The sequence below is a fragment of the Paenarthrobacter sp. 4246 genome (genome assembly GCF_040546855.1).
GTDB lineage: Bacteria > Actinomycetota > Actinomycetes > Actinomycetales > Micrococcaceae > Arthrobacter.
Genome location: NZ_JBEPOP010000005.1, coordinates 215,556 through 236,939, shown reverse-complemented (window position 1 = coordinate 236,939; position 21,384 = coordinate 215,556). Strand labels below are relative to the sequence as shown.

The following is a 21,384-nucleotide window of genomic DNA, read 5'->3' as shown; positions in this document are numbered from 1 at the left end:
GTTCCATCCAACGAAGCAGTCCAGACCATCGATGCAGCCCGGTCCACCGAAAACACCGCATCACTTCACGCCATATCCGTACGTTGATCCATTCATCCTGGGGAGAACCATGAACCGCATTACAGAAAGATTGTCCGCAACCTCCTTCCTGAGCGTCGTCAGCAGCTCCTGGGTTATGGCGGTCGCGTTCAGAGGACTGTCCGGTGCCGAGGACCGGGATCGAGGGGACGTGCCTGGCTGGGTCATGATTACGTTGATGTCTGCTGTCCTGGTCGCTGGCCTTCTTGCCTTGGCTGCTCCTGCTTTGGAGGGCTTGTTCGATCAGGCGATAGAGAAAGTGGGCCAGTAGGAGTGCGGCCGGAACCCGCCGTTGTTCCAGGTCTTCGGAGCAAGCAACGACGTAGCGTCTCCGACGAGTGCGGGTCCGCCGTTGTCGACTTTGTCTTGGTCGGCGCGCTGCTGACCCTGTTCTTTATGGCGATCGTCCAGCTCACCTTGGTGTTGCATGTCCGCAACACTCTGATTGATGCCGCGGCCTCGGGGGCGCGGTACGGAGCCTTGGCGGATCGCACTCCGGCAGATGCCCGGGCGCGGACCGCGGAGTTGATTCACTCCGCCTTGAACAGCGACTTTTCCGGGGACATCGTTTGCAGCGACGTTATAGTGGACGGAGCCAGCACTTTGGAGGTGACGGTGAAGGCGCCCTTGCCGGTTGTCGGGCTGATTGGTCCCCGTGGCTTGCTGGAGGTGAAGGGTCATGCAGCACACTAAGACACGCCAGAACCTGCTGAAAGCTTTCCGGCAAAGGATGCGCGAGGCACTATGCCTCTCTGTCGAGCCGGCCGGGGTGCCTGCTGACTATGCGGTTGAAGTGCCTGCCGGGGATCCAGTCGTGGTGCCCGCCGGGAGGTTCGGGCCAGGCACGGGGGCGCCATGGAGCGAACGGGGTAGTGCTGTGGTGGAATTTACCTTCCTGGCCGTACTGCTCATGGTTCCCGTGGTCTATTTCGTGGTGACGGTCGGACAGATCCAAGGTGGGTCTTTCGCGGTGGTCGGGGCCGCCGACCAAGCCGCGAAGGTGTTCGTGGCCCGGGGCGGGCTTTCCGATGCCGGCGCGGCGGCGGAACGGGCTGTCTTCCTTGCCTTGGGGGACTACGGACATTCCCCGGACAATGCCAAGGTCGAGGTGTCGTGTGACAGGGCGGACTGCCTGTCGGCTGGAGCAAAGGTGACGGTGACGGTCACCCTGGATGTCCCCTTGCCCTTGACGCCCCTTGGGGACACGGTGGGCTTGAATGCCGCCAGGTTGAGTGCTTCGGCCACTCAAGTAGTGGGGCGTTTCCTGTGACGACGCTGCTCAACGGAAAAACCCGCGAAGACGGCCAGATCGCCGTTCTCATTATTGGCTTCGTTGTGCTTGCGCTCCTTCTGGCAACAGTGGTCATGGCCGTCTCGGCGGTCTATTTGGAGCACAAGAAACTGTTGTCGCTGGCGGACGGGGCAGCGCTTGCCGCTGCCGACTCCTTCATGGTGGGGGATATAGGGGCCGGGAGCCGCCCTGGGCCGTCGTTGGTGGATGAGCGCGTGCGGTCCGGGGCAGCCTCTTACCTCTCCGGCACTGGGGCCTATTCCGATCATGACCGCCTTGCCCTGGCGGCCGGCACTGGCAGCGAGCCCGGCGGCACAGCCGTAGTGGTCCTTACTGCGGTGGCCCATCCTCCGGTGATCAGCTTCCTCTTGCCGGACGGGATCCTGGTTCAGGCCCGATCGGTAGCCCGCTCAGCTTTGACCCAGTAACGGTCCGGCCATGGTCTGGCAGGAAAGAACGGAGCCGTCGGGGAAGCGTGACGGATAGCGTACGCTGGGATGACCATGGCTGAGATAGATTTTCCCGCAGAAATCCGCGCACTTCGCGCAACTTACAGCTCCATCGAGAACGTTACCGATGTTGAAGCACTTAAGGCTGAGATCGCTGAACTGAGCGAGCAGGCCGGAGCCCCGGACCTTTGGGATGACCCGGCCTCTGCCCAGGTGATCACCTCGCGGTTGTCACACCGGCAGTCGGAAGTTGAGCGACTTTCCAAGTTGGACTCCCGGATCGACGACCTTGAAGTCCTGGTGGAACTCGGCCAGGACGAGGGCGACGAAGATTCCATGGCTGAAGCTGCGAAGGAGTTGTCGTCCATTCGCAAGGCCCTGGCGGAACTTGAAATCACCACGCTGTTGGCAGGCGAGTACGACGAACGCGAAGCCGTGGTTACCATCCGTGCGGGTGCCGGTGGAGTTGACGCGGCAGATTTCGCCGAGATGCTGATGCGGATGTACCTGCGCTGGGCAGAACGCCACGGGTACCCGACCACCGTGATGGATACGTCCTATGCCGAGGAGGCAGGACTGAAATCCGCCACGTTCGAGGTCAAGGCGCCGTACGCGTTCGGCACGTTGAGCGTCGAAGCTGGAACACACCGGTTGGTCCGCATCAGTCCTTTCGACAACCAAGGCCGCCGACAGACGTCCTTTGCGGCAGTTGAAGTTATTCCATTGATCGAACAGACAGACTCCATCGAAATTCCGGATAACGAAATCCGCGTTGACGTCTTCCGTTCCTCGGGGCCGGGCGGCCAATCGGTCAACACCACCGACTCGGCAGTGCGGCTGACTCACATTCCCACGGGCATTGTGGTCTCGATGCAGAACGAAAAGTCACAGCTTCAGAACCGTGCCGCTGCCATGCGGGTGCTTCAGTCCCGATTGCTGCTGGTCAAGAAGGAACAGGAGGACGCGGAAAAGAAGGCCTTGGCCGGAGACGTCAAGGCGTCCTGGGGTGACCAGATGCGCTCCTACGTCCTCAACCCATACCAGATGGTCAAAGATCTGCGAACGGAACATGAAGTAGGCAACACCTCAGCAGTCCTGGACGGCGACATCGATGACTTCATTGACGCCGGCATCCGTTGGCGTACTGGCAACCGCAACGCGGCAGCCAGTTAGGACGGAGAAGGGCGGAGTCCGGTTCGCGCCAACGCTCTGGATTCCGCGACACACCCTCCAAAGCCCGGTAAATCCGGGCTGCCCGTGCGTATAGTCGAGTGGCCGGTGCTCTCACTTCCCCCATCGAAAGCCCGCGCTCCGGCTGTTGGACTGGGCGACTATGTCATGTCCGGCGGGGTTCTAAAGGGCCATGATCAGATTTGAGAATGTCACCAAGGTCTACGAGCAGAATGCCCGACCGGCGCTCGACTCTGTCAGCCTTGAGATCAACCGCGGCGAATTCACCTTCCTCGTAGGTGCTTCGGGCTCAGGCAAGTCCACTTTTCTTCGCTTGATCCTGAAGGAAGACAAAGCCTCGTCCGGGTCTGTGTATGTTGCCGGGCAGAACGTTGCAAACATTTCGAGCTGGCGTGTACCCAAGCTTCGTCGCGGCATCGGCGTGGTGTTCCAGGACTTCCGCCTGCTCCCGCAGAAGAATGTCTTCGCCAACGTTGCCTTCGCGATGCAGGTGATTGGCAAGAGCCGTTCAATTATCCGCGAAACCGTTCCTGAGGTCCTGAAGACTGTAGGGCTGGAGGGCAAGGAGCGGCGCATGCCCCACGAACTTTCAGGTGGCGAGCAGCAACGTGTGGCCATCGCCCGCGCCGTCGTAAACCGTCCCGGCATCCTGCTGGCTGACGAACCGACCGGCAACCTGGACCCCATCACCTCGATGGGAATCATGGGAGTCCTGGACAAGATCAACCAGAACGGCACCACAGTAGTCATGGCAACCCACGACGACGACATCGTCAATGAAATGCGCCGCCGGGTGGTGGAGCTCAAGAACGGCAAGGTCATTCGAGACGAAGCCAAGGCGCTCTACACCTCGATGATTCCGGTGGTTGGCGAATCGCGCCGCCTGCGGGATGCCAGCGGCGAGGAACTCAACCGTGCACAGGGGGCGCAGCTGTGAGGCTCCTGTTCATCCTGGGGGAAATCGGCAGTGGCTTGCGCCGGAACCTTTCCATGGTCATTTCAGTGGTCCTGGTAACGTTCGTTTCCCTGACATTCGTCGGTGCGGCCGGCATGCTGCAGATGCAGATCAACCAGATGAAGGGCTACTGGTACGACAAAGTCCAGGTGGCGGTCTTCCTTTGCAACGACGGTTCGACGGCGGTGGGCTGCGCTTCGGGTCCGGCCACCCAAGAGCAGCAGGAAAACCTGCAGGCCATGCTTGAGTCGCCGGCGGTCAAGCAGTACATCAACGATTTCCAGTTCGAATCCCAGGCTGAGGCCTACACGCACTTTAAGGAACAGTTCTCCAATTCACCGATTGTGGATTCGGTGTCCGAGGACCAGCTGCCGGCTTCCTTCCGGATCAACATGAAGAACCCGGAAAAGTACCAGATCATCAGCGAGACGTTCTCCTCCCAGCCGGGAGTCGAGACGGTCAGCGACCAGCGGCAGGTTTTGGAGCGCATCTTCTCCTGGATGAACGGTGCGTCGGTTGCTGCGATGGGCGTAGCCGTGGTCATGATCTTCTGCGCAGTGCTTCTCATTACCACCACCATCCGGCTCTCTGCCTTTAGCCGACGCCGGGAAACCGGGATCATGCGGCTCGTTGGAGCATCCAAAACAGTCATCCAACTCCCGTTCATCCTGGAGGGTGTTATCGCTGCCGTTGTGGGGGCAGTCCTAGCCTCGGTCACGCTCTGGTTGATGGCGCACTTCTGGCTTAATGGTGAGCTGTCAACACAGTTCCTCAACACCCCCTTTATTTCCTCCACCCAGGTGCTGGTGATCGCGCCCGTGCTGATTGCCTTGGGTGCGGGTTTGGCTGGGATATCCTCGCTTTTGACCCTCCGCAAGTATTTGAAGGTCTAGCGATGACCGCCCAAGCCCGATCACCCTTCATGCTGACAACCGAAAAGGACTCCTGATGACCGCGTTGGACCCGATCTCCCTGCGCCGGCGCTTTGCGTCGGGCAATGCTCGGATCATGGGTGCCGTGCTTGCTGTGGGTCTGGCTGTCAGCCTCCTGTCGGGCGCGCCCGCTGCCCAGGCCGACAACCTTGAAGACCAGCAGGCCGCACTTGAAGCTGAAGCCGCCAGGGTTCAGGCATCCCTGGAGTTTGTCGATGCCAACATCGCCAAGGCTGCCGGCGACCTGGTGATCTACCAGGGCCGCCTTCCCGGAGCCCAGCAGGCGCTGCTTGAGGCGCAGGGCCGGGTGGCGAGTGCGGTCAAGGAAGTTGAAGCTCTGGCGGCCAGGGTTGAACTCGCCCAGCAAAACAAGGCCAAGATCACCGAGCAGTTGGAAAGTGATAAACAGAAGATCACTGATACCAAGAAACTGATCGGTCAGATCGCCTCCCAGGCTTACAAGTCCGGTGGTGTTCCCACCAACATCGCCCTTCTGTTCGGGTCCAGTGAGTCCGGCAACCTGACCGAGTCCATGGACTTGGCCGACCAGGCCATGCGCAGCCAGAACGCCGCCATGACCAAGCTGACCCAGCAGAACGCCACGAACGTGAATTCCCAGGCACGGCTGGTAGCCGTCGAAGAAGAGATCCAAGATCTCAAAGCAAAAGCAGACGCTGCGCTTGACCGGGAGAAATCGGCAAGGGACGAGGCTGCGAACAAGAAAGCCGAAGTCGACAAGCTCATTGAAGACACCACGCGCCTGAATGGGCAGCTTCAGGCTGCCAAACCGGGTATCGAAGCCAATCTGGCCCGCGTCAAGGCTGAGCAGAACACCGTGGCCGCTGAAATCGTAGAGCGCGACCGGAAACTCAGGGAAGCCTGGGAAGCGGAGCAGCGTCGTCTTGCTGAAGAGGCTGCCGCAGCGGCCGCAGCCGCAGCAGCGGCCCAAGGCCGTCCGGCCCCACCAGAGCAGCCGTACGTTCCACCGGCAGCAGGATCGCCGTCCGCCTTCGGACTGCGTCACCCCTTTGCCAGTTATGTTCCCATCACCTCCGGATTCGGCTGGCGCGCAACACCCCCGGGGACCATCGACTTCTACGGTACGGGTGGCTACATGCACACCGGCATCGACTTTGGCGCGGCATGTGGCACTCCGGTCTACGCGGCGGCTGCAGGGGAGGTCTTCAACTCAGGATGGAACTCAGCCGACGGCGGTGGATGGCGTGTGAAGCTGTCCCATGGCGTAGTCCAGGGCAATTCGCTGACCACCATCTACTACCACAACAGCAGCATTGTGGTGTCGAACGGCCAACGCGTTTCTGCCGGCCAACTGATCGCCTACTCGGGAAGCACCGGTAACTCGACCGGTTGCCATGCGCACTTCGAAACGTGGTTGAACGGTTCCGCTGTGGATCCCATGAACCTCCTCTAGCGTGTGGGGCAGTGCTCGGGAGGCCCCCGGCACTGGCGTACACTAGTTGAAATCCGCATCTAACAAGGAGTTCTACCGTGCCCAAGGAAAGTGGCCGTAAGGTAGTGGCCACCAATCGGAAGGCCCGGCATAACTACCATGTCCTGGACACCTATGAGGCCGGCATCGCCCTCATGGGAACAGAAGTGAAGTCCCTTCGTGAAGGCCATGCCTCCATGGTGGACGGCTTCTGCACCTTCTACAACGACGAGTTGTGGATGGAAGGTATCCATATCCCTGAGTATCACCAAGGGAGCTGGACCAACCACGCCGCGCGCCGGCGTCGTAAGCTCTTGCTTCATCGCGATGAACTGGACAAAATCTCGCAGAAGATCCGCGAGTCCGGCTTCACCGTGGTGCCGCTCCAGTTGTACTTCCTGGATGGCCGCGCCAAGGTGGAAATCGCCATTGCCCGAGGCAAGAAGGATTACGACAAGCGCCAAACGCTGCGTGAGCAGCAGGACAAGCGTGAATCGCTGCGTGAGTTGCGGGAGCGCAACCGCCGGTAGCAGCACGCCCACCAGGACCGTGGAATGTTCCACCGGATGCATGCGTTATGATGAGTAGTCCGAAGGGAATTCGACGAGGTCGATGTTCCAGTCGGGTTTGGTAACAAAATACGGGGATGATCGGTTTCGACGATGTTAGTCGCGACAGGTGAAGCGGGCCGAGGATGCAGAATTATCTCGTAAACGCTGTCTGCAAACCAATAAGTGCCGAATCTAAGCGCACTGACTTCGCTCTCGCTGCCTAAGCAGTAAGACAGTCCGTCAGCCCGGGGTTGCTATCGCCCCGGTTCCTGGCGTCATTTAGATAGCCACTGCTGTTTGCCTTCGTCATTGAGGTAAACGGGACTCTAAGATGACTGGGCCCGGATCAGCCACCTGTTCGCAGGATGGCTGGGGCCGAGAAAATCCGACGCGAACTGCGCCCGGAGAAGCCCTGACAAAACGACATCGGACGGGGGTTCAATTCCCCCCATCTCCACCCACGGAAAGCCCCCGGATCCCTGTGATCCGGGGGTTTTTCCATGTCCGACCACAGCAAGGCAGGACACTCCCACGTTCACCCACGGCGTACTGTCCGCAGGACTACCAGCCAAGGACTGTCGGTTGAACTGGATAAGCGCCTAACCACGGCGTAGCGGTAGCAGGAGGCATGTGATGAGCACCGAGCCGGACCTCGAACTGCAAGACCCCGACGACGAGCAGGTCCTTGATGCGTACTCGAAGATCGTAGTCAGGGTTGCGGAATCTGTAACACCCCATGTGGCCGCCATCGAGATGACCAGCACCGGCCGGAGAGGCCAGATCCGCAGGGGCAGTGGCTCGGCCGTGGTCTTCACCGGCGATGGATACATGCTGACGAACGCCCACGTCGTGGCTGGTATCCGGTCCGGCCGGGTTGTGTTCGCCGACGGGAAGCAGACAGACGTGGAGTTGGTGGGCGCGGATCCTTTATCCGATCTCGCCGTAGTCCGTGGCGTGAAGTCCACGCCGCCCCCGGCGGTGCTGGGCAATGCCGAAACCCTGAAGGTGGGCCAGTTGGTGATCGCCGTGGGAAACCCTCTTGGTCTGTCCGGCTCGGTGACTGCGGGCGTCGTCAGTGGGTTGGGCAGGTCCATACCCGTCAGGGCGGGCGAACACCAGCGGGTCATCGAGGACGTTATCCAAACGGACGCTGCCTTGAATCCCGGGAATTCCGGCGGAGCGTTGGCCGATACCCGCGGACGCATCGTGGGCATCAACACCGCGGTAGCAGGATTGGGTCTGGGTTTGGCAGTACCCATCAACACCACCACCCAGCGCATTATCGCGTCCCTGCTGAAGGATGGCCGGGTGCACCGTGCGTATTTGGGCTTGGTGAGCACACCAATCCCCTTGGAGGCCAGTGCCGTTGTACGTACGGGGCAGAAGGAAGGCCTGCGGGTGGTAGAGGTGATTCCCCTGTCTCCAGCGGAGCTTTCCGGGCTTCAGCCCGGGGACATCGTGCTCCGCGCCCAAGGACGGGCAGTGTCCAGTGCCGAGAGCCTGCAGAAGTTACTGTTCGAAGAAGCCATTGGCCAACCCTTCCCCTTGACCGTGCTGAGGGAGGGGAGACCAGTGCAGATTCTTGCGGTGCCCTCAGAGATGGTCCAGCCGTGAACGGAGGCTAGGCCTTGCTCTCCGGAACATCGACGACGCCCACGAAGCGGCTGCCGACCCCCTCGTATTCGCTGCGTACTTCCCCGAGGAAGAGCTTGGGAAGGTCACTGTTCCGGTGGGTGCCGCAATAGACGAAGGAAAAGTCCGGCCACCACTTCTTGGGCCGAATGGCTTCGGAATAGCCGCACACAGCACAGGTCAGATGGACCCAGACGGGGCGTTTGCCGGTACGGTTGGCGCGCGACTGCACCAACCAAGCCGGAGGATTGTCTTGCATGTCGCGGAGTTCGGCTTCGGAAAGCCTGGACGGAATACCGTGGCGCTGTGCCATCTCCATCGAAATATCAAGGGCCAATGCGGCATCACGTCTGCTGATCACCACTCAACGATACGGGACTTCACGGGCGTAGGCTGTGCTCATGACTGACACTGCCGCGCTTCTGCCGAGTACGCCGCTACAGAAACGCGTGCTGGTGGTCGCTATCGTGGCGTCGTTCATCGCAATCCTCGATGGTTTTGTGGTCAATCTCGCACTGCCTGCCATCGGGAGGGAACTCGGTGGCGGCCTGGTCATCCAACAATGGGTGGTAGACGCGTACCTGCTGACCTTGGGTGCGCTGATCCTGGTGGCCGGCTCGTTGTCTGACCATTTCGGTAGGGCGCGAATCCTGGAGTGGGGCCTGGCGGGTTTCGCAGTGACCTCGGTCTTGTGTGGGCTGGCGTGGTCCGGCGAAGTTCTGGTGGTCTCGCGGGCACTGCAGGGTATTGCCGGGGCCCTCCTGGTCCCCAGTTCGCTGGCCATGATTATTACCTCGTTCTCCGGTCCGGCCCAATCCAAAGCAATTGGCCAGTGGTCCGGCTGGACCAGCGCTGCTGCCATCGTGGGTCCGGTGATTGGCGGTATGGCGGTGGACCTGCTCTCCTGGCGTGTTATTTTCTTCATCAATGTCATTCCCGCCGTTGCCATTTGGCCGATGCTGGCAGGCCTTCGGGCATCCGATGCCGCGAGGGACAAGAGCAAACGCATCGACTACCTCGGAGCCGTCCTGGCCATGGTGGGCCTCGGTGGTCCCGTGTTTGCGTTCATCGAACAGGGCCGCATGGGCTGGGGGAGCGTGCAGGTGTGGCTGCCACTGGTGGCCGGCGTCGCAGCCATGGTGCTTTTCCTGATCCATGAAGCCAGGACTGACGAGCCCATGCTGCCACTCAGGCTCTTCGCGATCCGCAACTTTGGGTGGGGCAACCTGGCAACGCTGGCCATCTACGGTGGAATTTCCTTGGGGTTCTTTGTTTTGGGAATCTACCTTCAGCAAGTTGGGGGAATGGCGGCCACCACGGCGGGCATCGCCCTGCTGCCCGGCACCGTCATCCTCATGCTGTGTGCCTCGTATTTTGGTGGGTTGGCAGGGAAGTACGGGCCCCGATGGTTCATGACCGTGGGTCCGCTGCTGTGTGGGGTGGGCTTCCTGATGTCGTTGTCGGTCCAGGAGCCGTTGAATTATTGGACACAGGTTCTGCCGGGCCAGATTGTTTTTGGACTGGGACTGGCTACCCTTGTAGCGCCCCTGACGGCCGCCATTCTTGGTGCTGTCCCGCCGGAGGAGGCGGGGATTGGTTCGGCGGTGAACAACGCCGTAGCCCGCATCGCCGGCCTGATCACCATTGCCTTTGCGGGGCTGATCGTGGGGCCGGTCTTCAGCCGCGAAGGCTTGTACAACGCCCTGTTGGTTACAGCGGCTCTGTTCCTTACCGGGGCAGTAGCTTCCGCCGTCGGGATAAGAAATCCGTCCAAGGAGGCGGCAGTCGCCGCTGACAGCCAACCGGATGCAGCGTCCGACGACGGCGGGGCGGCCGGGCATCCCGGCTGAACTCTCGCCGGGGTTGGGTCAGCGGGCGGGAAGGACGCAGCCTTCGTGGGTTTCAGAGCTCTGAACCCAGAGTGCGGACGTGACTTCGTCGGCGAGATCGAACTCGCGACCTGTGGCGCCGCTTCCAATCCGCACCACTAGAGCTCCGCCGAACGGTTTGCGTCCGACCACTTCAACCGGGGCGTCGAGGGTGATCTCTTCCGCTGCCAGGTATCTGAGGAGATCGGGGTTCTCGTCGCTGATCCTGGTGATACGGCCGGAGTGTCCTTGGTCCAGTTCGATCATGCGGTAGGCGTGCGGCAGTTCAACGGAGCCATCCGCCGAAGGAATCGGATCGCCGTGCGGGTCCCTGACGGGGTGACCAAGTTTGTCGGACATTCGCTCAATAAAGGTGTCTGACACCGCATGCTCCAGCATCTCGGCTTCATCGTGGACTTCATCCCAGCTGTACCCGAGTTCTTCCACCAGATAGGTCTCGATGAGACGATGCCGGCGCACCATGGCCAGTGCCAGGCGCATACCCGCCGGGGTCAGGCGAATGGCGCTGTAGGGTTGGTGGTCCACCAGTCCCTGGTCCTTGAGCTTGCGGACCATTTCAGACACGGAGGAATTGGCCACACCCAGGCGCTGGGCAAGCTGGGAGGACGTTATCGGCTTGTCTTGCCACTCTGTGTACGAGTAGATGACCTTGACGTAGTCCTCAATCGAGGAGGAGGGCGTACTGGTCTTCACACCCCAAGCCTACCGTGGCCCCGCCTCGCGCATCTTGAACGCCCGCCAGGTCTGCGTCACGTAGGGCAGTGGAATGGTGTCTCCCGGTGCGTGCCCGAGGTGCTCGTAGAGGTACCACTCCAGGTTGCCCATGACTTTCGCCCTGGTGGCGTCGTTGGCGCGGAGATAGTAGCTCCGCGACTTGGTCAGCTCCATGATGTCTTCGGGCGTCAAGGCATCCGACCATCGGGTGAAGCGACTTTCCAAGCCGGAAAATTCCGGGCCGATAAGTGGTCGGAACCCTGGCTTGTGGACGTCTCCGGCATGCATGATGCGCGAGAGCCGATGAACCCAGGGCACGTCCGTATCCAACTGGTTCCAGACCAGTCCCAGAGTTCCGTTCGGCCGCAGGATACGGGCTATCTCGGTGCTCGCGGCCAATGGATCGCACCAATGCCAGGCCTGGGCAACACTGACGACGTCGAATGCTGAGTCCGTCAGTCCAGTTGCTTCAGCCGTTCCCTCCCGCGCGATGACGTGCGGGTGGGACTTGCGCAGTTGCTCCAGCATGTCAGTTGAAGGATCGACGGCGGCAACGTCCAGTCCGCGCCCCACGAGGAGGGCCGTGAACTTGCCAGTCCCCGCTCCGAGATCCGCAGCAGTCGTGGCCCCCGGGGGAACAATCCACTCCACGGAGTCCAAGGGATAACCGGGCCGCACGCGATCGTAGTGCTCGCCACCGTCCTGGAAACTCCGGCCGAACTCGTGCCGACGGTCAGCGTGGAGCTTGGGACCACGTGGTCCGGCAGGTCCGGGAACGCCAGGCTGTCCGCTGGAGGCGGCCGGAGAAGGCAATGCCACCAAAAACTCCTTCACAGGGTCGCCAAAAGATACCCTACGAATTTACCGCAGCCGCGGTAAAGCGCGCTTAGTCAACAGTGCAGGGTGCAGCGCCTGCAGTGCCGGGTGTGTTGGGAGCCCATTCCGGGTAGGTTCGGTGGTCGTTGGCAGGTACCCAGCGGCCCTCGTCCACCACGTAGTCCCAACCCAACCCGTTGCGCTTAAGTCCCTCGATGCCTGCGAGCAGCCTCGTGGCGTCCTCCAACCGGGAGCCGACGCCAAAGCTGGCACGCAAGGAGCCTGAGGGAAGTCCGAGTCGCTTGAGCAGAGGGTGGGCGCAGAAGCGTCCATCCCGGAGGCCAACTCCGTGCTCAGCGGCCAGATAAGCGGCCACCAAACCGGCGTCGAATCCTTCCACTGAGAAGTTGACCACACCAATGGTGTCGTCGGAGTCAGTGAAAATCTGGTGCACAGTCACGCCGTCGATAGCCTCCAAACCCTCCACCAGGTACGTGCGGATGGCTGCTTCGTGGGCGTGCCATGCCTCCTGGTCCAGCCCGGCGAGGACCTGAGTGGCGCGGGCGAGGGTTGCGGCACCCAGGACGTTGGGGGACCCTCCTTCGTGGCGGGCAGGGCCCGTTGCCCAGCTCACCGAGTCCAGGCGGGCTTCACGGACGGCGCCGCCTCCAGCCAGGTGGGGGATCCCAGCGTCGAGCCAGTCCGGGCGGCCCACGACGACGCCTGCGCCGAAGGGGGCATACAGCTTGTGACCGGAGAACACCACGTAGTCAACGTCGGCCTCCGTGATGTTGATCCGGCGGTGGGGTGCCAATTGGGCGGCATCCACAACGATCCTGGCACCGTATTCGTGCGCCAGTGCAGCGAGTTCGGCGATCGGCAGGATTTCACCTGTGACGTTGGAAGCACCAGTAACAGCGAGCAGGCTGATTCCGCCTTGGGCCAATTCGTCGCGGAGCTTTTCCACCGTGGCGGCCAACGTGGAGGCCGCCACGACGCTGCGGTGCGGGACACCCTGCCAAGGAAGAAGGTTGGCGTGGTGTTCAATGTCCAGATAAAGGACTTCCCCGGAGAAACGGCCGTCAATCTGCGGTAGGCAGCCAGCCAGGAGATTCAGGGAGTCTGTGGTGTTTCGCGTGAAGATCACGGAATCGTCAGGACGCCCACCGACGAACTCACGGACAATATTGCGCGAATTCTCGTAGACCGACGTGCTGATCTGGGACGCAAAGCCCGCGCCGCGGTGCACGCTGGCGTAATAGGGCAGGACTTCGTTGAGGTACGCGGAGACGACGGTCAGGGCCGGAGCCGATGCGCCGTAGTCGAGGTTGGCGTAGCGGACGTGGCCGCCCTGGATCAGCGGTGCCTGCAGCTCAGCGCCAGTGACGGCGGCGAGTGGTCGTGCTGCCGCAGCTGCCTGTGACGGGATGTCACCGGCGAAAGAAGGAATGGTGTTCGAGTCGAACGTGACTGTGCTCATGGGACCTCACTCAAGAGGGATCCCCATAAGGGGATCCGCGCTTGCCGCATCCGTTCCGGACCGGCCGGGTCGTCACCCGGGGCACCCCGCCGCGAATGGAGGGTTGCCGGCCAGCAAACCGGGGTTTAGCGCTGGCACTCGTGACCTGTAAAAAAGGTTAGGGCACCCCCAGCGGACCCTCCAAAGCCACTTCGCTTTGTTAAGCGCTTTGTTACGTCGGGTTGTAAATCGCCGGTTTGGCGAAGAAAAAACGGCGGATGCCTCCAAAAGGAGGCCTTCGCCGTCGAATATTCGCTGGAAAGCAGCTTGCGAGCCCCGAGGGACACCTGCGCTAGAGCAGGTCGTCCAGGCCTGGGTTGAGCCGTTTGAGGACTTCCGAGTGAAGGATGGAGTTGGTGGCCAGCGCGTTACCGCCGAACGGACCGTCGTCACCTTCCAGGGAAGTGAAGCGGCCACCGGCCTCCGTTACGATCGGGACGAGAGCTGCCATGTCGTACAGGTTCAGCTCGGGCTCGCACGCGATGTCCACTGCGCCCTCGGCCACCAGGCAGTATGACCAAAAATCGCCGTAGGCCCGGGTTCGCCATACATCCTCTGTGAGCCCCAGGAACTCGTCCAGGTTCCCGCGGTCCTTCCAACCGGACAGGCTTGAGTAGGACAAGGAAGCATCGGACAAGCGGGAAACGTTGGAGACCTTCAAACGGGTGGCCGCGGCAAGTGACCGGCCCATGTAAGCGCCCATGTCCTTGGCAGCCCACCAGCGTTTTCCCAAGGCGGGTGCGCTGACGACGCCAACCACAGGTTCACCCTCATCAACCAGCGCGATCAATGTTGCCCAGACCGGTACGCCCCGGACAAAGTTCTTGGTCCCATCGATGGGATCAATGATCCAACGGCGTGATCCGTGTCCGCTGCTGCCAAACTCTTCGCCGAGGACAGCATCCCGGGGGCGGGACCGGGAGAGCTGACCCCGGATCGCTTCCTCCGCTGCTTTGTCGGCGTCGGTGACAGGTGTGAGGTCCGGCTTGGTTTCGATCTTCAGGTCCAGAGCTTTGAAGCGGTCCATGGTCTGGGCATCGACTGAATCAGCGAGGACGTGGGCGAGGCGCAGGTCATCGTTGTAGGTGGAAACGGGATGGGTCATGCCACCAAACTATCCTGAAACGTTCGCTGCAGCGGGGACGCGAAGCCGCAACGATCAGTTGACGGTTCCCAGTTCCTTGGTCTCTTTTGCTTCCATCCGGGGGTCGGCACCGAGCAACCGGCGCAACGAGGCCAACCGCGCTACTCCTGAGGGTCCTGCATGGCCATCGTTTACCCACGGATCAAGTCCGCAGTTGACGGCCGTGGCATCGTGCTTGCAGCCCCGCTCACAGGCTTCAGTTCCAGGTTCAAGATCCGGGAAGGAGTGCAGAATCCGGTCCGGGTCCACATGGGCGAGGCCGAAGGAACGGATGCCCGGTGTATCGATGATCCAGCTGCCGGCGGGGGCGTCGGCGAGTTTCAGGGCTAAAGCGGAGGAGGACGTATGCCGGCCACGGCCTGTCACAGCGTTTACGCCGCCGGTGGCCCTCTCTGCACCTGTCAGCGCATTGACCATGGTGGACTTGCCCACGCCCGAGTGGCCGAGCATCACGGTGACTTTGCCGCCGAGGTGGGAGCGCAACTGGGCTACGGCGTCCCGGTCCAACCGTGCGGACAAGCCATCATCTGAGCGGGCGTCGATGCCGCCTGCTTCGGAGTCCGCTGTGCGGCTGATGATCACGGGAAAGTCCAGGCTGAGGTAGTTGGCAAGCAATTCCGCCGGATCCTTGACGTCCGCCTTGGTGATGAGCAGCAACGGCTCAATGCCGGCGTCGTAGGCTGCAACCAAGGCGCGGTCGATGAATCCGGTGCGCGGTTCAGGGTTGGCGGCTGCAACAACAATGACCAACTGATGGGCGTTGGCCACCACCACGCGTTCGATGGGGTCGGTGTCGTCCGCGCTGCGTCGCAGGAGGGTTCGTCGTTCTTCCACCCGGACCAGCCGCGCCAGCGTGTCCGGCGAGCCGGAGACGTCCCCCACCAAAGCGACGAAGTCCCCGGGTACTACCGGGTTACGCCGCAATTCGCGGGCGCGCGCAGCGATGACGACGCGTGCGTTCGCGGAATCCTCGTCCACGATCGCCCTGTAGCGTCCGCGGTCAACGGTGATGATCCGGCCGATAACGGCGTCGTCATGGCTGGGCCTGTCCTTGGTCCGTGGCCTGGACCCTTTTTTGTTGGGTCGGATCCGGACGTCGGATTCGTCCCAGGAGCGTGCATCGCGGCCCATGGTCAGTTGTTTGCCCCATCCGTGCTGGAGATGGTCCCCACCATTCGGGCCCACATTTCCGGGAACTCCGGCATGGTCTTGGACGTGGTGGCGATGTCTTCCACTTGGACGCCTTCCACGGCGAGGCCCAGGATGGCGCCGGCAGTGGCCATGCGGTGGTCGGCGTAGCTGTGGACCACTCCGGCGTGCAGTGCCGCGGGGCGGATGATGAGGCCATCGGCGGTCTCTTCGGCGTCACCGCCCAGGGAGTTGATTTCAGCAACGAGTGCCGCGAGCCGGTCCGTTTCATGGCCCCGAAGATGGGCAATCCCCGTTAGTCGCGAGGGGCCTGCAGCCAGGGCGCACAAGGCGGCAACGGTGGGTGCGAGTTCGCTGGTTTCGTCGAAGTCGGCACCCTTGATGACCGGTCCTCCGGTCACAGAGAGGGTTCCGTCTTCCATGGTGACGCTGGCTCCCATGGTGGCCAGGATGCTTCGCCACATATCGCCAACCTGGGTGGTGCCGGCCGGCCAATTGGTGACCCGTACTGTGCCCCGTGTTGCCAGGGCTGCGGCCAGGAAGGGGCCGGCATTGGAAAGGTCCTGCTCGATCCTTTGGTCGAAGGCGTGGATGGGCCCGGGGGCGACCCGCCAGTGGTTGGGTACGGAGTCGTCCACGTTGACGCCCACGCTGCGGAGGACCTCCACGGTCATGGTGATGTGGTCCAGGCTGGGCACAGGCTTTCCGACGTGCTCCAGATGGAGACCTTCGGTGAAACGGGCGCCGACCAGCAGCAGGGCGGACACAAACTGCGATGACGCACTGGCATCGATCACCAAGTGGCCGCCCCGGACTTCGCCGGTGCCGTCCACTGTGAAGGGAAGGGCCGACGGCGTCCTGCCGCCTTCGGCTGCCACGGGGACGCCGAGGGCGGTCAATGCCTCGATGATGGTGCCCATGGGCCTGTTGCGGGCGTGCGGGTCGCCGTCGAAGACGGTAGTTCCCTTGCGCAAGGCGGCCAGCGGAGGCACGAACCGCATGACGGTGCCGGCGAGGCCGCAGTCAATGGCTGTTTCGGCGCTTGGGGCAGCGGGATCCATCGGGGTGATCTCCAGGTCAGGGCCGAAGTCGCCATCGCCAGGAACTTCCGTGACCGTGGCACCCAACTGCCGCAAAGCCTGGATCATGAGTGCCGAATCACGGGAATGCAGCGGAGCCCGCAGCCGTGAGGGACCATCCGACAAAGCCGCCAACACCAGGAACCGGTTGGTCAGCGACTTTGAACCAGGTACCGTCACCGTGGCGTCCACGGGCCCTTTGGCGTAGGGCGCCGGCCAGAGAGGCAGCGCAGCGGCTTTGGTTGATCCGGTGTTTGCGGCGGTGGTACCCGTCATGCTTCCTTATGCTCCAACTGCGTTGTCTACGGCCTTGCGTACTGCTTTGTCTGCCCGCTTGATTTGCTTGCCCGTCACCTTTTTGGCGTCGGCAGCCAAGTGCTCCGCGCGCCAGGCAATGCTCGGCCGTCCCTCGGTATCGACCGAGGCGAGAAGGACCCCGCCTGTCAGGGAAATGTTCTTCAGCAACTGGGCCTTGCGTGCGCTCCGCCCTTCCTTGGTGCTGATGTCCGCTGAACGCCATTCGACGTAGGAGTTCAACGCAGATGTCACAGCCAGCACCGTTGCGGCGAAACGGGTGAGCTTCCCAAGCCCGAGCAATGCGCCGGCTCCCAACTGCGCGCCTCCAATGACGCGCGCGAGGGTCTTCTCATCGGCTTTGAATGGCAGGGACTCCGAGGCCCGTCGAAGGACGGGCGAGAGCTGCTTGGCGGTATCGTCTGCGTTCCTGAGCTTGTCAAGACCTGCGACGACGAAGCTGGACGCGAGCATAGGCCGCGCGAGAAAACGGATAACAGACATGTCTTGCCTCCTGGATGGCTTGCCACACTATGTCAATGGGTGTTGTGTTCAAGGGGTGCAGTCTGCTCTAGTCTTGCACCTTTGCGGAATATTTACCCAGCGGCGGCCGTTGTGAACTAGTGGTGCGGTGGAGACCGGACCGCGGCAAGGTGTTGCCGCCTTGGTGAACGGAGTTGATTTCTTGACTTTGGTTAAGGACCGTGTGGTTCTACCGGAGCGCGGGTACGGCACACAGCCGGATTCCCCGCAGCTGACAGTAGACTTGGCAACGATGAGCACCACGGAACCGGCCGCAGCGGCCATGTACCAGGCGGCCGGCGCGGAAGACGCAGCGGCCGCACCCGACGTAGACGTCGCTTCGGAGACCCCCGAGCAGCGGCGTGCGCGGTTCGAGCGCGACGCCATGCAATATGTGGACCAGCTGTATTCGGCAGCCATGAGGATGGCGCGAAACCCTTCGGATGCAGAGGACCTCGTTCAGGAGGCCTACACCAAGGCGTTTTCGGCTTTCCACCAGTACAAGCCGGGAACCAACCTCAAAGCGTGGCTGTACCGCATCCTGACCAACACCTATATCAACCTCTACCGGAAGCGGCAGCGTGAGCCGCTGCAGTCCAACTCGGACACAATCGAGGACTGGCAGTTGGCGAAGGCAGAGTCGCACACTTCTGCGGGGTTGAGGTCCGCGGAAACTGAGGCGCTGGACCACTTGCCGGACTCCGACGTCAAAAACGCATTGCAATCCATCCCGGAGGAATTCCGGCTGGCTGTCTACTTCGCGGACGTCGAGGGCTACGCGTACAAGCAGATATCTGAAATCATGAACACTCCCATCGGCACGGTCATGTCACGGTTGCACCGCGGCAGGAAGATGCTGCGGGACATGCTGGCGGACTACGCCACCGAACGGGGCTTCAGGGCCCACATCGAAGACCAGGCCGCGGCCGGAAGCAACAATCAGGAGAAAGAGAAATGAGCGACTGCCAGGGATTGGGCGATTGCGACGATACGCGAATGCAGCGGATCTACGAGTACCTCGACGGCGCGTTGACCCGCGAGGACCTCAGCGAGATCAAGCAGCACCTGGACACCTGCGAGGAGTGCTCGGAACAGTATGACCTCGAGTGCCTCATCCGTACCATGGTCAAGCGGTCATGCACCGAGTCGGCACCGGAGAACCTTAAGAACTCGATTCTGGACAGGATTCACTCCATCAAGCCGGTAGAAGCCTGATCCCAGCCCTGCATAAACGCCAAGGGCCCCGGAAACCTCATGGTTTCCGGGGCCCTCGCTCTTAAGCCTGTGACACTAAGCCGCTGGCTTAGGTGTTGGGACGCTTGCCGTGGTTCGCGCCGCCGCGCTTACGGTCACGACGCTTACGTGCACGCTTGCTCATAGCTGGCCTCCTTCAATGATTGATACTCAATAGAGCTGCCCTCCAGTTTCGCACATCCGGGTGCCGGGTCGCGAACCGGGAACGGCGTTGCGCCGGCAGAAGCCAACTCCACGTCAATTCCGCAGCGAATTCCTGATCGAGATGCGCGCCTGGTCCAGTACCGTACGCACTGTTTCCAGCGCCAGTGGCGTCAGCGGTTGTGAGGCACCGTGCAGGCGCAACTCCACCCGGATATCATCCCTGAATGACTGGACCATCAGCTCGGCTTCCTTCACCAGGCGTTGCCCCTCAGGTGTGTAGCCGCCGGACCGGCTCCGGAAAGGTGCTGAGGTTGCCGTGGTACGGGCCGCTTCAGCAGTGGCGGCGAGGTCCGCCCGCAGGCCCCGCATATTGGTGCGGATATCTTCGCGCAAGTTGTCGGCTAGCCGCCTGACGGAGGCAGAAATGGTGTTTTCTACGTCAGCCAATTCGTCCCTGCGGCCATTAAGTTCGGCGAGGCCTGCGTCGGTGATGAAGTACTTGGTGCGGCGGCCCTCGGTTTCGGTGGCTACCAAGCCCTCTTCCTCCAGCTTGCCCAGGCGCGGATAGATGGTTCCTGCGCTGGGGGAGTATGTCCCGCCAAACCGGTCGCCCAAAGCCTTGATCAGTTCATAGCCATGCTTGGGGCCTGCTTCGAGTAACGCCAGCAGGTACAGGCGCAGGGCTCCGTGGGCAAAGACGGGAGGCATCAGAGGCCCGCTTCCCCGGGGACCTGGCGGTTGTTGTCCGTTGCCGGCGCTGACCCGTGCATGATGTAGGTCTTGCCGGAGACCGTGTTGGTGCGCACCAGCATGAGCTTTTCGTCCGGGCCTACAATCGTGTGCACGTTGCTGCCGGGATGGGCATACATCTGGTCATCGATCACTACGGTTCCGCTGGCTGACTTGGCCACAATGTCCAGGCCGACGTCGTGGGGAAGCCTGATGGTCAGGTCGCCGGAGACGGAATTCGCCCCGAGGTCGTTGGTATAGTCCTGAAGATCGAAACTGAGGTCGCCGCTGACGGTGCTGGCCCGGACGTTCTTGAACTTGCCCGACGCGGTCACTTCGCCTGAGACGCTCTTGGCGGTCAGGACGCCGTCGTGGTTCCTGACGATGACCTCGCCGCTGACGGTGTTCACGTGCAGCTCGCCGCTGGTTCCATCTGCCATGACAGAGCCCGAGACGGTGTTCAGGCGCGTCCGGCCGCTGATCCCGGACACCAGGCCGTCGCCGCTGACCGTTCCCGCCTCGACATCCACACCGGGCGGAAGCGCGATCCCGACAACCACTGAGTTGGTACTGGTGTTGTTGACGGTGCCCATCAGGTTGCGGAACCACCCTTGCGGCCCTTGCAGCTGGTGGCGCACTTCCAAGCGGCCGTCTACGAGCGTCACCGTGAGGGGGTCGCCGGTGATTTCGCTGATTTCAATGCGGACAGAAGGCTGGTCGTGGGTCATGACGTCGAAGCGGCCCTTGACGATTCCCAGCTTGAGAGAGCGGACATCGTCCACATCAATTGTTTGTGGACCGGTGACGGTCCAGAGTTCCTCAGACATGATCCCTCCAGGTTGCGATATATCGCGTTGATGTAAAACACGATATATCGCGAAAATCCGGAAGGCAATGGTCCAAAAGCATGCGGAGTCGTCGCTCCTGGGCAGCTACTCCGGCTGGGCGATGTTAAGCCACTGGAACCAACCACGGTGCAGGACCAGCCACGCGATCAATCCGTAGCCGGCCTGGCCCGGGGTTCCACCATTGGCTGCGAGGTCCGTCCTCCACTGCTCATGATTGAGCAAGGGCGAGAAGGTGTCGACGTAGTGGTGGTTGCGCCGTGTGGTGACATCGGCAAAGGCTGTGTTGAGTTCTGCGAGTCGCTTGTTCCGTGCTGGGTCCAGCGTGGGCGGGGGCCCCACCACAAAAACCTCCACGCTGCTGTGTGAGGCTCCGTCCAGGATGTTGGCCAGGTTCAGGCGGCTGCGGGCCGTAGACAGGCCGAACTCCAGGTCGCGTCCGGAAAGCCCGATGACCAGGCGGTTCTCGTGGGTGTCGCTGAAGCGCCGTCCTGCTTCGTCCTGCCACCGGGCGGCCAAGCCCTCCGTGCCTTCCATGGGGCAGGGGAGCGGGAAACTCTCCACTACGACGGCGTCCTGGGGCGTTCGGGCCAGGACTCGTCCGAGCCAACCCAAGGCGCGGGGATCCCCCAGGCCCGCGAGCAGTTCATCTCCTACAGCTGCGATACGCAGCTTCCTGTCTTCCACGGTTACCTCTTCACACTCGTTACGGTCCTTGCACGGTTTGCCGGATCATCGGCCGGTAATGGAACCGGAT

At 62.0% G+C, this 21,384-nt stretch carries 25 protein-coding genes, 1 other RNA gene and 1 riboswitch; of the genes, 14 read left to right on the top strand and 12 right to left on the bottom strand.

The window, feature by feature from the left end:
* The first annotated feature begins 109 nt into the window (after positions 1–109).
* The 11 genes from ABIE35_RS11500 to ABIE35_RS11450 all read left to right on the top strand — a co-directional run bounded on the left by ABIE35_RS11500 (position 110) and on the right by ABIE35_RS11450 (position 8,511).
* Positions 110–349: a hypothetical protein gene (locus ABIE35_RS11500; protein ID WP_354515228.1), complete on the top strand. Its 240-nt coding sequence runs from the start codon at positions 110–112 to the stop codon at positions 347–349.
* Between the two features lie 2 nt (positions 350–351).
* Positions 352–771, top strand: coding sequence for a TadE/TadG family type IV pilus assembly protein (locus ABIE35_RS11495; RefSeq protein ID WP_354514996.1), 420 nt, complete (start codon positions 352–354; stop codon positions 769–771).
* Positions 758–1,348, top strand: coding sequence for a hypothetical protein (locus tag ABIE35_RS11490; protein WP_354514994.1), 591 nt, complete (start codon positions 758–760; stop codon positions 1,346–1,348). Before ABIE35_RS11495 ends, ABIE35_RS11490 begins: the two co-directional genes overlap by 14 nt.
* Positions 1,345–1,797 (top strand): pilus assembly protein TadG-related protein, encoded by a 453-nt coding sequence (locus ABIE35_RS11485; RefSeq protein WP_354514992.1) that lies wholly within the window; start codon positions 1,345–1,347, stop codon positions 1,795–1,797. The genes ABIE35_RS11490 and ABIE35_RS11485 overlap by 4 nt, the downstream gene beginning before the upstream one ends.
* Before the next feature lie 75 nt (positions 1,798–1,872).
* Positions 1,873–2,991 (top strand): peptide chain release factor 2, encoded by a 1,119-nt coding sequence (gene prfB, locus ABIE35_RS11480; protein WP_354514990.1) that lies wholly within the window; start codon positions 1,873–1,875, stop codon positions 2,989–2,991.
* Positions 2,992–3,181: 190 nt separating this feature from the next.
* A complete protein-coding gene (gene ftsE, locus ABIE35_RS11475) occupies positions 3,182–3,946 on the top strand; it encodes a cell division ATP-binding protein FtsE (protein WP_017198501.1) in 765 nt (254 codons plus the stop codon).
* Positions 3,943–4,857 (top strand): permease-like cell division protein FtsX, encoded by a 915-nt coding sequence (gene ftsX / locus ABIE35_RS11470; RefSeq protein ID WP_207593944.1) that lies wholly within the window; start codon positions 3,943–3,945, stop codon positions 4,855–4,857. Before ftsE ends, ftsX begins: the two co-directional genes overlap by 4 nt.
* Before the next feature lie 55 nt (positions 4,858–4,912).
* Positions 4,913–6,328 (top strand): M23 family metallopeptidase, encoded by a 1,416-nt coding sequence (locus tag ABIE35_RS11465; protein ID WP_089595581.1) that lies wholly within the window; start codon positions 4,913–4,915, stop codon positions 6,326–6,328.
* 77 nt (positions 6,329–6,405) lie between these two features.
* A complete protein-coding gene (smpB, locus tag ABIE35_RS11460) occupies positions 6,406–6,876 on the top strand; it encodes an SsrA-binding protein SmpB (RefSeq protein WP_017198498.1) in 471 nt (156 codons plus the stop codon).
* A gap of 112 nt (positions 6,877–6,988) precedes the next feature.
* Positions 6,989–7,357, top strand: a transfer-messenger RNA (tmRNA) gene (gene ssrA, locus ABIE35_RS11455).
* A 173-nt stretch (positions 7,358–7,530) separates the two neighbouring features.
* Positions 7,531–8,511: a S1C family serine protease gene (locus ABIE35_RS11450; RefSeq protein ID WP_354514986.1), complete on the top strand. Its 981-nt coding sequence runs from the start codon at positions 7,531–7,533 to the stop codon at positions 8,509–8,511.
* A gap of 7 nt (positions 8,512–8,518) precedes the next feature.
* Here the strand turns inward: ABIE35_RS11450 and ABIE35_RS11445 are convergent, their stop codons facing one another.
* On the bottom strand, positions 8,519–8,848 hold the full coding sequence (locus tag ABIE35_RS11445; protein ID WP_051420657.1) for a hypothetical protein: 330 nt from the start codon (positions 8,846–8,848) through the stop codon (positions 8,519–8,521).
* A gap of 76 nt (positions 8,849–8,924) precedes the next feature.
* Between ABIE35_RS11445 and ABIE35_RS11440 the strand changes: the two genes are divergently transcribed.
* Positions 8,925–10,379, top strand: coding sequence for a DHA2 family efflux MFS transporter permease subunit (locus tag ABIE35_RS11440; protein ID WP_354514984.1), 1,455 nt, complete (start codon positions 8,925–8,927; stop codon positions 10,377–10,379).
* A gap of 18 nt (positions 10,380–10,397) precedes the next feature.
* Here the strand turns inward: ABIE35_RS11440 and ABIE35_RS11435 are convergent, their stop codons facing one another.
* The 7 genes from ABIE35_RS11435 to ABIE35_RS11405 form a co-directional block, all read right to left on the bottom strand.
* Positions 10,398–11,111 (bottom strand): metal-dependent transcriptional regulator, encoded by a 714-nt coding sequence (locus ABIE35_RS11435; RefSeq protein ID WP_354514982.1) that lies wholly within the window; start codon positions 11,109–11,111, stop codon positions 10,398–10,400.
* A 9-nt stretch (positions 11,112–11,120) separates the two neighbouring features.
* Positions 11,121–11,945 carry a class I SAM-dependent methyltransferase gene (locus ABIE35_RS11430; RefSeq protein ID WP_354515221.1) on the bottom strand — a complete coding sequence of 275 codons (825 nt, stop codon included), beginning with the start codon at positions 11,943–11,945 and terminating at the stop codon, positions 11,121–11,123.
* A gap of 73 nt (positions 11,946–12,018) precedes the next feature.
* Positions 12,019–13,428: an aminotransferase class V-fold PLP-dependent enzyme gene (locus ABIE35_RS11425; protein ID WP_354514980.1), complete on the bottom strand. Its 1,410-nt coding sequence runs from the start codon at positions 13,426–13,428 to the stop codon at positions 12,019–12,021.
* Positions 13,429–13,460: 32 nt separating this feature from the next.
* A riboswitch (SAM riboswitch) is annotated at positions 13,461–13,574 on the bottom strand.
* A 185-nt stretch (positions 13,575–13,759) separates the two neighbouring features.
* Positions 13,760–14,572, bottom strand: a complete 813-nt coding sequence (gene hisN, locus ABIE35_RS11420; protein ID WP_207593938.1) for a histidinol-phosphatase — start codon at positions 14,570–14,572, stop codon at positions 13,760–13,762.
* 54 nt (positions 14,573–14,626) lie between these two features.
* The gene (gene rsgA / locus ABIE35_RS11415) at positions 14,627–15,742 is read right to left on the bottom strand and encodes a ribosome small subunit-dependent GTPase A (RefSeq protein ID WP_354514978.1); all 1,116 of its coding nucleotides are present in this window, start codon (positions 15,740–15,742) and stop codon (positions 14,627–14,629) included.
* Between the two features lie 2 nt (positions 15,743–15,744).
* A complete protein-coding gene (aroA, locus tag ABIE35_RS11410; protein WP_354514976.1) occupies positions 15,745–17,115 on the bottom strand; it encodes a 3-phosphoshikimate 1-carboxyvinyltransferase in 1,371 nt (456 codons plus the stop codon).
* A gap of 6 nt (positions 17,116–17,121) precedes the next feature.
* Positions 17,122–17,637, bottom strand: coding sequence for a DoxX family membrane protein (locus tag ABIE35_RS11405; protein ID WP_089595573.1), 516 nt, complete (start codon positions 17,635–17,637; stop codon positions 17,122–17,124).
* A gap of 181 nt (positions 17,638–17,818) precedes the next feature.
* Here ABIE35_RS11405 and ABIE35_RS11400 point away from each other — a divergent pair, with 181 nt between their 5' ends.
* Positions 17,819–18,613, top strand: coding sequence for a sigma-70 family RNA polymerase sigma factor (locus ABIE35_RS11400; RefSeq protein ID WP_354514974.1), 795 nt, complete (start codon positions 17,819–17,821; stop codon positions 18,611–18,613).
* Positions 18,610–18,870 (top strand): mycothiol system anti-sigma-R factor, encoded by a 261-nt coding sequence (gene rsrA / locus ABIE35_RS11395; RefSeq protein ID WP_089595572.1) that lies wholly within the window; start codon positions 18,610–18,612, stop codon positions 18,868–18,870. Before ABIE35_RS11400 ends, rsrA begins: the two co-directional genes overlap by 4 nt.
* A gap of 88 nt (positions 18,871–18,958) precedes the next feature.
* Here rsrA and ABIE35_RS21190 read toward each other — a convergent pair whose 3' ends face one another.
* From ABIE35_RS21190 to ABIE35_RS11380, 4 genes are all read right to left on the bottom strand, one after another.
* Positions 18,959–19,033 carry a 50S ribosomal protein bL37 gene (locus ABIE35_RS21190; protein WP_369299106.1) on the bottom strand — a complete coding sequence of 25 codons (75 nt, stop codon included), beginning with the start codon at positions 19,031–19,033 and terminating at the stop codon, positions 18,959–18,961.
* Positions 19,034–19,146: 113 nt separating this feature from the next.
* Positions 19,147–19,761: a PadR family transcriptional regulator gene (locus ABIE35_RS11390; protein WP_354514972.1), complete on the bottom strand. Its 615-nt coding sequence runs from the start codon at positions 19,759–19,761 to the stop codon at positions 19,147–19,149.
* Entirely contained in the window at positions 19,761–20,609 is an 849-nt protein-coding gene (locus ABIE35_RS11385; RefSeq protein ID WP_354514970.1) for a DUF4097 family beta strand repeat-containing protein, read from the bottom strand. The genes ABIE35_RS11390 and ABIE35_RS11385 overlap by 1 nt, the downstream gene beginning before the upstream one ends.
* A 105-nt stretch (positions 20,610–20,714) precedes the next feature.
* A complete protein-coding gene (locus ABIE35_RS11380; protein ID WP_207593932.1) occupies positions 20,715–21,314 on the bottom strand; it encodes a GDSL-type esterase/lipase family protein in 600 nt (199 codons plus the stop codon).
* Positions 21,315–21,384 lie beyond the last annotated feature (70 nt).